The sequence below is a fragment of the Stenotrophomonas sp. YJH_SMC_21 genome, from assembly GCF_059369555.1.
The window spans coordinates 323542-336419 of the sequence record NZ_JCAFSU010000003.1 but is presented as its reverse complement, the minus strand read 5'-3'; the positions used below and the strand labels follow the sequence as shown (position 1 = coordinate 336419).

General features: G+C 67.2%; 11 protein-coding genes. 3 read left to right on the top strand and 8 right to left on the bottom strand.

Going from position 1 to position 12878, the window contains the following annotated elements:
* Nucleotides 1–210: 210 nt before the first annotated feature.
* The 8 genes from tsf to AC5P67_RS07100 form a co-directional block, all read right to left on the bottom strand.
* Entirely contained in the window at nt 211–1086 is an 876-nt protein-coding gene (gene tsf / locus AC5P67_RS07135) for a translation elongation factor Ts (protein WP_005408747.1), read from the bottom strand.
* Between the two features lie 125 nt (nt 1087–1211).
* Nucleotides 1212–2018, bottom strand: a complete 807-nt coding sequence (gene rpsB, locus AC5P67_RS07130; RefSeq protein ID WP_005408748.1) for a 30S ribosomal protein S2 — start codon at nt 2016–2018, stop codon at nt 1212–1214.
* A 220-nt stretch (nt 2019–2238) separates the two neighbouring features.
* Complete coding sequence (locus AC5P67_RS07125) at nt 2239–2937, bottom strand: fimbrial biogenesis chaperone (protein WP_005412743.1); 699 nt, start codon at nt 2935–2937, stop codon at nt 2239–2241.
* Nucleotides 2937–3182 (bottom strand): hypothetical protein, encoded by a 246-nt coding sequence (locus AC5P67_RS07120; RefSeq protein ID WP_033834089.1) that lies wholly within the window; start codon nt 3180–3182, stop codon nt 2937–2939. The genes AC5P67_RS07125 and AC5P67_RS07120 overlap by 1 nt, the downstream gene beginning before the upstream one ends.
* A gap of 203 nt (nt 3183–3385) precedes the next feature.
* Nucleotides 3386–4420 carry a Csu type fimbrial protein gene (locus tag AC5P67_RS07115; protein ID WP_005408750.1) on the bottom strand — a complete coding sequence of 345 codons (1035 nt, stop codon included), beginning with the start codon at nt 4418–4420 and terminating at the stop codon, nt 3386–3388.
* The gene (locus AC5P67_RS07110; RefSeq protein ID WP_100438041.1) at nt 4417–6795 is read right to left on the bottom strand and encodes a fimbria/pilus outer membrane usher protein; all 2379 of its coding nucleotides are present in this window, start codon (nt 6793–6795) and stop codon (nt 4417–4419) included. Before AC5P67_RS07110 ends, AC5P67_RS07115 begins: the two co-directional genes overlap by 4 nt.
* A gap of 7 nt (nt 6796–6802) precedes the next feature.
* Nucleotides 6803–7552 (bottom strand): fimbrial biogenesis chaperone, encoded by a 750-nt coding sequence (locus AC5P67_RS07105; RefSeq protein WP_043034861.1) that lies wholly within the window; start codon nt 7550–7552, stop codon nt 6803–6805.
* On the bottom strand, nt 7552–8082 hold the full coding sequence (locus AC5P67_RS07100; RefSeq protein WP_043034862.1) for a Csu type fimbrial protein: 531 nt from the start codon (nt 8080–8082) through the stop codon (nt 7552–7554). The genes AC5P67_RS07105 and AC5P67_RS07100 overlap by 1 nt, the downstream gene beginning before the upstream one ends.
* Before the next feature lie 173 nt (nt 8083–8255).
* Here AC5P67_RS07100 and map point away from each other — a divergent pair, with 173 nt between their 5' ends.
* The 3 genes from map to dapD are packed head-to-tail and all read left to right on the top strand — an operon-like array spanning nt 8256 to nt 12789.
* Entirely contained in the window at nt 8256–9098 is an 843-nt protein-coding gene (map, locus tag AC5P67_RS07095) for a type I methionyl aminopeptidase (RefSeq protein ID WP_005408754.1), read from the top strand.
* A 20-nt stretch (nt 9099–9118) separates the two neighbouring features.
* Entirely contained in the window at nt 9119–11728 is a 2610-nt protein-coding gene (locus tag AC5P67_RS07090; protein WP_446001643.1) for a [protein-PII] uridylyltransferase, read from the top strand.
* Nucleotides 11728–12789 (top strand): 2,3,4,5-tetrahydropyridine-2,6-dicarboxylate N-succinyltransferase, encoded by a 1062-nt coding sequence (gene dapD / locus AC5P67_RS07085; protein WP_005408756.1) that lies wholly within the window; start codon nt 11728–11730, stop codon nt 12787–12789. The genes AC5P67_RS07090 and dapD overlap by 1 nt, the downstream gene beginning before the upstream one ends.
* Nucleotides 12790–12878 lie beyond the last annotated feature (89 nt).

The window sequence follows — 12878 nt, the reverse complement described above, 5'->3', positions numbered from 1 at the left end:
TTCCATTGGGACAAGAATACCTAGGAATGCATCACAGTCCGCGATTTTCGTTCCTGCTAAATGACTGTTGATTCCCTGTGCCGAGTATCGGCTTGATTCGCGCGCAACGCAAAGGTGCCGCTGTGCGCACCCCACAGGGCCGCCGGCATAAAAAAAGAGCCGCGGTCTCCCGCGGCTCCTTCTGGTTGCTTCACAGCCGGAGGGCTGGAATCAGACCTGCATCGCCTTGGCAACTTCGGCGGCGTAGTCTTCCACCACCTTCTCGATGCCTTCGCCGACGATCAGCAGCTTGAAGCCAGCAACATCGGCGCCAGCGGCCTTGACCACCTGCTCGACGGTGGTGTCGCCCAGCACGTAGGTCTGGCCGTACAGGGTCACGTCGCTGACGATCTTGTTGATCTTGCCGCTGATGATCTTTTCCAGGATGTCGGCCGGCTTGGCCTTGTCCTTTTCGGACATCTTGGCCAGCTCGATTTCCTTTTCCTTCTCGACGAAGTCGGCCGGAACGTCCGCAGCCTTGTTGTGCGGCGGCTTCAGCGCAGCCACGTGCATGGCCAGGCCACGGGCCAGCTCGACGTCGCCGCCGATCAGATCGACCAGAACGCCGACCTTGCCGTTGGTGTGGACATACGCACCGATGTTGCCGGTGGTGTCGACATTCACCATGCGACGGATCTGGATGTTCTCACCCAGGGTCTGCACGGCGGTGGCGCGGGCTTCTTCAACGGTGCGGCCATCGGCCAGCTTGGCAGCCTTGACGGCTTCGACGTCGGTGGCGCCCGATGCCAGGGCGGCAGCGGCAACGGCATTGACGAAGGACTTGAAGTTGTCATCGTTGGCGACGAAGTCGGTTTCCGAGTTGACTTCGACCAGCACGGCCTTGCCGCCATCCTGGGCCAGGCCCAGACGGCCTTCGGCGGCCACGCGGTCAGCCTTCTTGTCGGCCTTGGCGGCGCCGGACTTGCGCATGGCTTCAGCAGCAGCGTCGATGTCGCCGTTGGCTTCGGTGAGCGCCTTCTTGCATTCCATCATGCCGGCGCCGGTGCGCTCGCGCAGTTCCTTGACCAGGGAAGCAGTGATTTCCACGGGATTACCTCACGAAAGAAAGGGGTTGGGCCGGCATGGTGGCCGGCCCGTGTGACACGGTCCTGTCACGCGCCAAAGGCTGCGCGCAGGGAGGGTGGACGCCGGGCGTCCACCCCGGGCCTGGATCAGGCCTGGGCGTCGTCGCCCTTCTTGGCAGCCTTCTTGGCCGGAGCGCGGCGGGCCGGCTTCTCTTCGCCTTCAGCAGCGGCTTCAGCGAACTCTTCCTCACGCACCGAAGCAGCGTGCGGAGCAGCAGCCTTGCCTTCCAGCACGGCGTCGGCAGCGGCGCGGGCGTACAGCTGCACAGCGCGGATGGCGTCGTCGTTGCCCGGGATGGCGTAGTCCACCAGTTCCGGGTTGTAGTTGGTGTCGACCACGGCGATGACCGGGATGCCCAGCTTCTTGGCTTCCTTGATCGCGATGTCTTCGTGGCCGATGTCGATCACGAAGATGGCGTCCGGCAGGCGGTTCATGTCCTTGATGCCGCCCAGCGAGGCTTCCAGCTTGTCGCGCTCGCGACGCAGGCCCAGCACTTCGTGCTTGACCAGCTTCTCGAAGGTGCCGTCGGTTTCACCGGCTTCCAGTTCCTTCAGGCGGGCAACCGACTGCTTGACGGTACGGAAGTTGGTCAGGGTGCCGCCCAGCCAGCGCTGGTTCATGAACGGCATGCCGCAACGCTCGGCTTCTTCCTTGATGGTTTCGCGGGCGCTGCGCTTGGTGCCCAGGAACAGGACGGTGCCGCGCTTCTGGGCAACCGACGAGATGAAGTTCATCGCGTCGTTGAACAGCGGGACGGTCTTTTCCAGGTTGATGATGTGGATCTTGCCGCGGGCGCCGAAGATGTACGGAGCCATCTTGGGGTTCCAGTAGCGGGTCTGGTGGCCGAAGTGGACGCCGGCTTCCAGCATCTGACGCATGGTGACCTGGGGCATTGCAATACTCCTGATATGGAACCAGCGATTCCGCCCGCGGGGATAGGTATGCGGGACGCGTGGAAGCGCGATCGGTTCCGGGGTTGGGCTTCCCTGTTGCCTCCGTGGCCGAACTCCTTGCGGAGCACCCCGGCACGGATGGGGGCAGCAGGTGTGGATTCACCGGTGACGTCCGGTGTGGACGGGTTCCCGCGCACGCAGGCGGCAGGAATCCGGTCGATTATAGCCCGCTCGGTGCGCTGGCTGCAATTGCCGGGCCTGGAGCGACCAGATCGATCACGCGGCCATCCTGCAGCCGGGCCTGGAAATGACCGCCGGCGTAGCCATCAGCGCGGGCGGGCAGGGCCCAGCGGCGCTCATGGCCGGCCAGCAGATACCCGGCCAGGCCGGGCAGCAGCAGGGTGCGCTGACCGCCGCTGGTGATGTAGGCGAGATCGTTCAGGCGTGCGTGCAGGGTACCGGTGTTGCTCAGTCGCAGGAAGGTATGTGACTGGCCGGGTTCGATCCCTGCATGCAGCCGCGATTGGGCCATTGGCGTGGCGTGCCCGCGGAACAACGGCAGCGAATAGCGCTGCAGCCCTGGCGTAGTGGGGGCCAGGACGACCCGATAGGCCTGTTCGCCGACAGCGGATGCCGGCTGGCGTGGCAGCAGCCAGATGCGCTGTCGGACGCCGGGCGGGATGTCGAGCAGGGTGGGGCTGGCGAGCACCTGGTCGGTGGGACGCAGCATGTCCGCGTCGGTCTGCTGGTCCCACGCAAGGATCTGTACCCGGCCCTGCCAGCGGCCGGGACCGGGGTTGAAGAGCCAAAGTTCGCCCTGGCCACCTTCGGCGGGCAGCTGCAGTGTGGTCGGCAACAGGTCCAATGCCGCGGCAGGCAACGCCAGCAGCATCGCCAGCAGGGTCAGAAGTGCCCGCATCAGTAGATGACGGTCACGGCGGACGTCGTGTCTTCGTCGTCGGCGGGAGGCGCGAGCTCGCGGACCTGGGGCGGAAGTTGCGGTGTGTCGCTGCGCTGGTGGGGTGCGGGGCAGTGGGTGCTGCCGGGGTCATCGCGGCAGGCTTCGACCACGGTCAGGCGGATCTGCAGGTTGCTGGGGCCGGGTTCGGCCCACGCCAATGTGCTGGCGAACAGTATCGCCCCGATCAGAAATGCGCGAGCCACCTGGCAACCACCGTGCTGAAAGATCTCGCTGCGCGGTATCGGCTGGATCGGCCGAATCTGTAGCGTCGACTGTCAGTCGACTGCTCCTGGCACAGGAATGATGCGCGCATCCACGCATGACGTGGATCTGCCGAAACCGCCCCGGTGGGCGTCGATCGTCCGAAACCTGCCTGGTGGGTGCCGACCGTTGGTCGGCACACAGGTCAATAAGTGATCGTCACCTGCACCACATCGTTGTAGATGCCGGCCGGGGGCTGGCCGGTGACCGGCGGCACCCGGCCATAGATGGTCAGCTGCTGCGCGCTGCCACTTCCGGTGCCGCCAACGGTATCGACGTTGAGGGTGTTGCCCCAGCGCAGGCTGCGCGCGGCATTGCGGTACAGCTCGTAGGTGAGGTAGTAGGTGCTGCCGCCGATGGTGGTGGCCATGCGCCGCGTGCTGGTGGCGGAGGGGTTGTTCTGGCCGTTGTTGAGGCTGACCTGGTAGGCCGTGTTCTTCAGGCAGGTCAGGGTCAAGGTGGCGGTCCGGTCGATGTTGGCGGGAATGCCGCCGGTGACGTTGCCGAAGTCCATGTTGGTGGTGACGTAGCTGCCGCACTGCGGCAGCACGTTGGCGGTGGCGGTGAAGCTGAAGGCGTTGCTGATGCTGTTGGTGCCGGTGGCGCCGCCGTTGCAGTTGGCGGGCACCGTGGCATTGCCGAGCAGGACCTCGTTCCAGGCCCAGGTCAGCACCACGTTGGCGCCGTTGAAGGTGCTGCTGTAGGCGCCTGACGCCAGGATCTGATTGGCGGGGATCTGTGCGGACAGCTGCGTGGTCTGCGTGCCGCTGCCGCCGGTCAGGGGCACGTTGTAGGTCAGGGTCAGCTCCTGCGCCGGCGGCGAGCCGCGCGGGGTCAACCCGGTCACCTGGCTGAAGTTGGAGGTGTTGTAGAGCTGGAAGTTCATGCTGTCGCTGGTGCTGGTCTTCATCGTCCGCCAGCTGGAGCTGCTGCCGCCGCCGCTGCCGGCGCCGATGCCCACGCAGACCCGCACGCCGGTAGTGGCCAGCACGCTCAGCGCGGCAGTGGTGCAGGTCACGGTGATGTTGAGCGTGCCGGTGGTTGCACCGGGGGCATTGCTGTTGACGTTGCCAAACGGCAGCGTCGGGTCGGCGACGGCGGCGCACACCGCGACGGCGCGGGCCGGTGCCGCCGCCAGCAGGCCGGCGACCAGCAGCAGGCCGAGCAGCAACGTCCTCATGGCGCTACCTCCGGGATGCACGCCAGCGGTGCCGGCTTCGGTCGCGCGCCGGAAGCCACCACCTTGGGCACGTCCGGTACCTTCACCCTGCATTGCCCGCGGCTGGTGGTGATGTACAGCACGCTGCCGGCGGACACGTCTTCCAGGTACAGCAGCCCGTCATAGCCCACCAGCGCCTGTCGCCCGTCCGGCAGCTGCACCTCGCTGCCGACCTCCAGCGGTTGCCCGTCCATGCCGTGCAGGGTCAGGTTCAACGACGGCCGCGAACGCAGCGCGAAGGTCACGCGGGTACCGGCGCGTTGGCGGGGTGTCACCCAGTCTTCGATGCGATCGGCGCGCATGTCCTCGGGCAGGTCCAGGGTGTCGATGGAGACGCGGTTGCGCTGCCAGGACAGCAGTGGGCTGACCAGCAGCAGGCCGCGATCATCGGTCACGCCGATCAGCCGGTTTTCCAGCCGCACCGGCACGCCGCCCACGCCGTTGGTGCTGATGACTGCGAACGCGTCGGAGACTTCGCGGGTGGCGAAGGCATGCCCGCCCATCCACACCAGGCTGCCACTGGCGCTGGCGTAGGCATAGTTCAGGCCGCCCTGGCGCGAGGCGCCGAATGAGTAGCGACCGACGTCATTGAGGATGCCGACTTCGGCCAGGCCGCCATTGCCGTCCTCGCCATGGCGCACCTGCGCGCGCCAACCGACGCCGCCGGCGCTGCCGTCGCCGGGCACCGGCTGGGTCACGTCCGCTACCCAGCTCTGGCTGTCGCCGTTGCGCTGGCTGGAGAGGCTGGCCTGGCGGTTGTTGCCCAGGCTGGCGGTGACCGACAGGTAGATGCTGCGGTCATCGCTCTTGTCCAGGTTCTGGTTCACCGACAGGTAGGCCGACCACCGCTGGCTCCAGGTGCGTGACCAGAACAGACTGGCGTAGCGGTTGTCGTCTCCGTCGGGATAGCGCAGGCGCAGGTAGCTGGCGCTGAGCGTGCCCAGCCGCAGCAGATCGGCGCCGACCGTGGCCTGTTCACTGATGCTCGGCGGCAGGCTGCCCTGCAGTGCGCCCAGGTCGCGGTAATCGCCATGGCTGCGCACGCTGCGCAGATTGAAGTTGAGTCGGCGGTTGTTCCAGCTGTAGCCCAGTGCCCATTGCCCGCCCCGCAGGCCGTGATAGTCACTGTGCGCATAGGCGGCGTTGAACACGCCCGCGCCGCCGAGCAGCCACCAGCCGCCGATGCCGGCCTGGGCCAGGCCGCCGCCGCCTTCGGCATGTGCTTCGCCGGTAAAGGTGTCGCTGATACCGCCTCGCCAGCTGGCACTGGCCACGGTGCGATCGTCGTAGGCGAAGGAACGCTGGCCGAAATCCTCACGCAGGCGGCCAACGCCGGCCGACCAGTCCGACAGGCCCTTGGCCAGCAGCTGCTGGGTGCCATAGAAACTGAAATCCAGCGTCTGCATGCGCCCGAATGCATCGGTCACCACCACCTGTGCGCTGCCGGTGCCGCTGATGCCGGGTTGCGCGGCCAGCTGGAACGGACCGACCGGCACCTGCCCGCTGTACTGGCGCAGGCCATCGACGTACAGCTCTACCGTGGACGGCACCACCGCCTGGCCGAGGAAGCTGGGCGTGGGGGTGAGTACGCGATACGGCTGCAGGCCGTAGTTGCGGCCGATCTGCAGGCCGCCCAGACGCACCGGACGGGTCCAGTCGACGAAGCCGCTGTAGAAATCGCCGACCTCCAGCGTCATCGCCTTGTCGGGGAAATCCAGGCTCCAGCGCGTATCCAGGCGCACGCTCTCACCGCGCCAGCGACGGTCGCCGGGCTGCTGGTAGCGCCGGCTGATCGCTGTGTTCTCGACGGTGCCGTTGCCGATCCCGAACAGGCGCAGCTCCGAGCTGAGGCTGAGGTTGCCGAGCATGTCGACCCGGCTGCCATACAGGTCGTAGTTCAGCAGCAGGCCGGGCGAGGCGGTGCTGGCCGGTGCCCGGGTCTGCGGCTGGCTGAGCACGGTGGTCGGCAGGGTCAGCTGGTCCAGCGGCACGTCCAGGGCCAGGGTCTGCATATGCGCGTCGTAGCGCACAACGGCCCCGCTGATCTGGTCCAGATAGACCGGCGCATCGCCGCGGGCGCTGAAGCCGAGCTGGCGCAGCACTTCCGGACTGGCCTGCAGCCGGCCACGGGTTTCAGTGAATGGCAGCAGGCCGCGGGGCGTGCTGTTGAGCGAGACGTCCAGGTACAGGGTCTGGCTGGCGGTCAGGGGCGTGGGGGCGGGCAGGATCGCGTCGGCCGACACCCCGGAGACGTCCGCAGCCCCGGCGGCAGCCACGCCGGACACATCGGCGGCTTCGGTCGCCGCAGGAGCCAGGGCAGCAAACAGCGCGCCCATCAACGCCTCAGCGAGCCGGTGGCGGCGACAGCGGCGTCTGTTCCGACTCGCCATTGAGCTTGGCCGTGATCTGGTCGTTGTCGCGGTCGATGGCCGTGCGCTCGATCGGCCAGCGCATCACCTGCCCGGGCAGTACATAGCCCAGCAGGCCGGGGTGCACGATGCGCGGGCGCTGGACGCTGCCCAGCGCCAGGTCGGCGATCTGTGCATAGCTGTTGCCGGTGTTGGCCACCTCCACGCCGTTGCGTCCGTCCTGCAGCCGGACCAGGCTGGCCTGCAGGCGCGGCGCCAGCTTGCCGCCCGAGGGTTGCACGAACACCGGGATCGAATAGCGCAGCACGAACTGCATGCCGTTGGCGCGGGTCGCCAGATCAGGCACCTCGTCGACGATCAGCCGGTAGTACTGCTGTGTCGCAGGCGGTTCGTGGTTCGGGCGCATGACCCGTACCAGCTGCTGCTGGCCCGCGCCCAGTTCCTGCATCGGAGGGGTGGCCAGCAGTTCCTCGGTGGGCAGCAGTTGTTCCTGGCCATCCTGCTGTACCCAGCGGAAGACCCGCACCTGCAGCCTGACCGGCGAGGTGCCACTGTTGGTCAGCCACAGTTCGCCGGCGCGCTGGCGGGCCTCAAGCTGCAGGCTGGTGGGGGCGACCTGGAGGCTGGTGGCACCGGCAGGGGCTGCGGCCAGCAGGGAGAGGGCGAGCAGCGCCACGCCGGTGGCGCGCCACGGGCGGGGTCCGGCCATGCGGGCGTGCTCCATCAATAGGTGATCGTGGCGGTGACCGTATCCAGGTAGTTGCCGGTGGCCGGGTTGTTGGTGCTCAGGTTCAGGATCTGGCCGTAGACGATGTAGGGCACGGCCAGGCCAGTGCCGATGCCGGCCTGGGTGTTGGTGCCCGAGGTTGCACCCCAGACCAGGGTATGAGCGGCGTCCTGGTAGAGCTGGTAGCCAACGAAGTTGTTGGCGGTCACCGCGGCGTTGGTGTTCTTCATCCGGCGGGTGGTGACGTCGTTGGCGGTGCTGGCATTGGCGCCCGCGTTCAGCGAAATCGTGTACGGGGTCAGGGCCGAGCACTGGGCGGTCACCGTGCCCTGGCCCAGGGTGGGGGTCGCCGTGGTCGAGGCCGCCGTGCCGAAGTCAACGTTGGTGGCCGCCGCCGCCGTGATGGTGCAGGCCTTGGTGACCACCAGGGTCACGTTGAAGGTCGTGGTGTCGGCGGCCAGTGCGGGGCCGGCCAGCAACAGTCCGGTCAGGACCCAGGCGAGCGGTGAGCGGAGCGTGGATCGCATGGACAACCTCCCTGACCCGAAGGTCTGTTGAACAAGGCGAAGGCGGCAGGTTCGGGGCCGCTTTGACAACGGTCGTAGCCAGCTTCTGCGGGTAAGTGTCTGTAATCCGTGATAAACAGGCGTGCGAAAGGGTGGAGATCGTCACGCTTTCACTTTCCTTGCCGGAACCGTGCATGCCCCGGATCGCCAGTTGGGTGGCGTTCGTTCAGATTGCAGCGGGATCGGCGATAATGGGCGCCATGAGCGTGAATCTGAAAACCCCGCAGGAAATCGAGATGATGCGCATCGCCGGCCGCCTGGCCAGCGAAGTGCTCGACATCGTCACCCCCCACGTCAAGCCCGGTGTCACCACCGAGGAGCTGGACCGCATCTGCCACGACCACATCGTGAACGTGCAGGGCGCGATTCCGGCCAACGTCGGCTACCGCGGCTTCCCGAAGACCGTGTGCACCTCGGTCAACAACGTCATCTGCCACGGTATTCCCAGCGAAGGGAAGGTGCTGAAGGATGGCGACATCATCAATATCGACGTTACCGTCATCAAGGACGGCTGGCACGGCGACACCAGCCGCATGTACTTCGTCGGCACGCCGTCGGTGATGGCCCGCCGCCTGGTGGAAACCACCTACGAAGCGATGTGGCGCGGCATCCGTGCGGTGCGTCCGGGCGCAACCCTGGGCGACATCGGCCATGCCATCCAGAGCTATGCCGAAGGCGAGCGTTTCAGCGTGGTGCGCGAGTACTGCGGCCACGGCATCGGCAAGGTCTACCACGACGAGCCGCAGGTGGTGCATTACGGCCGCCCGGGCCAGGGCCTGGTGCTGCAGCCGGGCATGACCTTCACCATCGAACCGATGATCAACGAGGGCACCCGTTACAACAAGGTGCTGCCGGATGGCTGGACCGTGGTGACCAAGGACCGCAAGCTGTCGGCGCAATGGGAGCACATGATCGCGGTCACCGAGACCGGCGTCGACGTGCTGACGCTGTCGCCGGGCGAGTCGCAGGTCTCCTGAGGATGCTGCCGGCGAGTTCGCTGCTGGACACGCCGGCCGCGTCGCTCAACGACCCGGACTGGGCTGCTGCCGCGCGCCAGGCGCTGCAGCAGGCTGACGCGCGCCTGTACCGCCGTTTCGACCAGGGCGACAACATCGAGCGCCTGCTGGCGTTGCGCGCGCGTGCCGCCGACCATCTGATCCGCCTGGCGTGGCAGCGCTGCCTGCCAGTCGAGAGTGGCCTGTCGCTGTTCGCGGTGGGCGGCTATGGGCGCGGTGAGCTGTTCCCTCGCTCGGACATCGACCTGCTGGTGTTCGGCGGCCCGCCGGCACAGCTGGCGCACGAAGCGGCACTGGCGCGCCTGTTTGCGCTGCTGTGGGATTGCGGGCTGGCGGTCAGCCATGCGGTGCGTTCTGCATCCCAGTGCCGCGAGGCGGCGACGGACCAGACCGTGCTGACCGCGCTGATCGAGGCGCGCCCGATCCTGGCTGATGATGCGGCGCGCCGCGCGCTGCGCGAGGCCATCGACGACCGCGAACTGTGGCCGGCACGCGCGTTCTTCCTGGCCAAGCTGGAAGAGCTGCGCAACCGGCACCAGCGTTTCGGCGATACCGCCGACAACCTGGAGCCGGACCTGAAGGATGGCCCCGGTGGCCTGCGCGATCTCAACACGCTGGGCTGGATGGCACTGCGCGCCTTCGGCGTGCGCGACCTGGAAGCCCTGGTCGGGCTCGGCCATCTGGGTGCCGACGAAGCCGCGGCGCTCAAGCGCGAACGTGCGGTGCTGGCGCGGTTGCGCTTCGGCCTGCACCTGGTAGCACGTCGCCCGGAAGAGCGCCTGCGTTTCGATTACCAGAAGACCCTGGCCGCGCGCCTGGGCTTCGAAGACGACGCCGAGAACCTCGGTGTCGAGAAGATGATGCAGGGCTTCTACCGCGCCGCGCTGGTGGTGCGGCGGATCAGCGACCGCCTGCTGCAGCGCTTCGAGGAACAGTTCGATGGCGAAGCGCAGCCGGAACCGCTGACCGTGGGCTTCTCCCTGCGCCGCGGCTACCTGGCCGCCAACGAGGCCGACTGGCCGCGTGGCGATATCGGCCAGGTGTTTGCGCTGTTCTCCAGCTGGGCCAACAATCCGCAGGTACGCGGCCTGCATTCGCTGACCGCGCGCGCGCTGGCCGAAGCGCTGCCGCTGCTGCCAGCCTACGACCAGGCCGACACCGACGCGCGCGAGCAGTTCATGACCCTGCTGCGTGGTCAACGCCCGGTCGATACGCTTTCGCGCATGGCGCGGCTGGGCGTGCTCGGCCAGTGGATTCCCGCGTTCGCCCAGGTCAGCGGGCGCATGCAGTTCGACCTGTTCCATGTCTATACCGTCGACCAGCACACGCTGATGGTCCTGCGCAACATCGGCCTGTTCGCCAGCAGCCGTGCCGACGAACGCTTCTCGATCGCCCATGAAGTCTGGCCGCGCCTGCGCAAGCCGGAGCTGCTGCTGCTGGCCGGCCTGTTCCATGACATTGCCAAGGGCCGCGGCGGCGACCATTCCGAACTGGGCGCGGTCGATGCGCGCGCGTTCTGCCAGGCGCATGCGCTGAGCACGTCCGATACCGAACTGGTGGCGTGGCTGGTCGAACAGCACCTGCGCATGTCGGTGACCGCGCAGAAGCAGGACATCGCCGACCCGGTGGTAATCCATCGCTTCGCCACCCTGGTGGGCAGCCGCGACCGCCTCGACTATCTGTACCTGCTGACCTGCGCTGATATCGCCGGCACCAGCCCGAAACTGTGGAACGCGTGGAAGGACCGCCTGCTGGCCGATCTGTATTTCGCCACCCGGCGCGCGCTGCGCGAAGGGCTCGAGCACCCGGTACCGGCGGCCGAGCGCGTGGCCGAGGCGCGTGACAGCGTGCGCGCACTGGTGCGCGAGCAGGGTTACGACGACGCCACCATCGACCGCCAGTTCGCCGTGATGCCGGATGAGGGCTTCATTCGCCTGCGCCCTGAGCAGCTGGCCTGGCAGGCCGCGGCGCTGGTACCGGTGAAACAGGGCCAGACGCTGGTGAAGGTGCGCCGCATCAGTGTCGACGACCCGGCACTGGAAGTGTTCGTGCATTCGCCGGACCGCGACGGCCTGTTTGCCGCCATCGTGATGACCCTGGACCGCAAGGGCTACGGGATCCATCGCGCGCGCGTGCTGGATGGCCCGGCCGACACCATTTTCGATACCTTCGAAGTGAACCCGGCCGACAGCTTCGCCGATGGCAGCAGCGCCAACCTGGAGGCCGCGCTGCGCGAGGCACTCAGTGGTGACCTGTCGCGCCTGCGCCCGTCGCGTCGGGTGGTGCCACGCCAGCTGCGCCATTTCCGCTTCGCGCCGCGCATCGAGTTCCGCGATGAACCGGGCGCAACCCGTTTTGCCCTGGTCGCACCCGACCGCCCCGGCCTGCTGGCCGACGTGGCGTTCGTGCTGCGCAACCAGGGCCTGCGCGTGCATGATGCACGCATTGCCACGTTCGGCGAACGCGCCGAAGACACCTTCGTGATCAGTGACGAACACGACCTCCCCCTGACTGAACCTGCCCGGCAGCAGCTGCATGACGCGATGCTGGCCTGCCTGGACCCTGATCGAAACGCCGGAGACCCCGCCTGATGGCCACCAAGCCTGTTAAGAAGACTGCTGCCACCGCCAAGAGCGCAGCGGCCAAGAAAACTGCCGCCGTGCCGGCCGCGAAGAAGGCTGCCGCGCCGAAGAAAGCCGCGGTGGTGAAGGCGCCGGCGAAGAAGGTGGCGGCACCGAAGAAGGCCCCGGCCAAGAGCGCAGAAGCCGCACGCGCCGAAACCATCGCCCGCAAGTCGCTGCGCAAGCCGGCCGCGCCGGGCGTGGAAGAACTGAAGTTCGGCATCGAAAGTGCCTTCGAACGCCGCGCCACGCTGACCCTTCACGAACTGGAAGGCTCGACCAGGCCGCTGGTCAACCGTGTGATCGATGGCCTGGAAAGCGGCGAATTCCGCGTTGCCGAACCGGACGGCCACGGTGGCTGGAAGGTCAACGAGTGGCTGAAGAAGGCCGTGCTGCTGTATTTCCGCGTCAACGACATGGCCGTGGTCGACGCACGTCCGGCGCCGTTCTGGGACAAGGTCGAATCGCGTTTTGCCGGTTATGACGAAGCGAAGTTCCGCCGTGGTGGCGTGCGCGTGGTGCCGGGCGCCATTGCCCGCCGCGGTACGTACTTCGGCAAGGACGTGGTGCTGATGCCGAGCTTCACCAACATCGGTGCCTATGTCGGTGAGGGCACCATGGTCGATACCTGGGCCACCGTGGGTTCGTGCGCGCAGATCGGCCAGCACTGCCACCTGTCCGGCGGTGCCGGCATTGGCGGCGTGCTGGAACCCCTGCAGGCCAGCCCGACCATCATTGAAGACCACTGCTTCATCGGTGCGCGTTCGGAAGTGGTGGAAGGCGTGGTGGTCGGACACCACAGCGTGATCGGCATGGGCGTGTTCCTCAGCCAGAGCACCCGCATCTACAACCGTGCCACCGGCGAGATCACCTACGGCTACATCCCGCCGTACAGCGTGGTGGTGTCCGGCTCGCTGCCGAGCAAGGACGGTACGCATTCGCTGTACTGCGCGGTGATCGTCAAGCAGGTTGATGCCAGGACCCGCAGCAAGACCAGCGTCAACGACCTGCTGCGCGGCCTGGCCGACTGAAGGTGGCTGCGCCGGAGGATCTGGCGCAGTCCGCGATCTACCGGCATCCGTCCGACACCCTGTTGGGGCGGATGCTGCCGCGCCTGCTG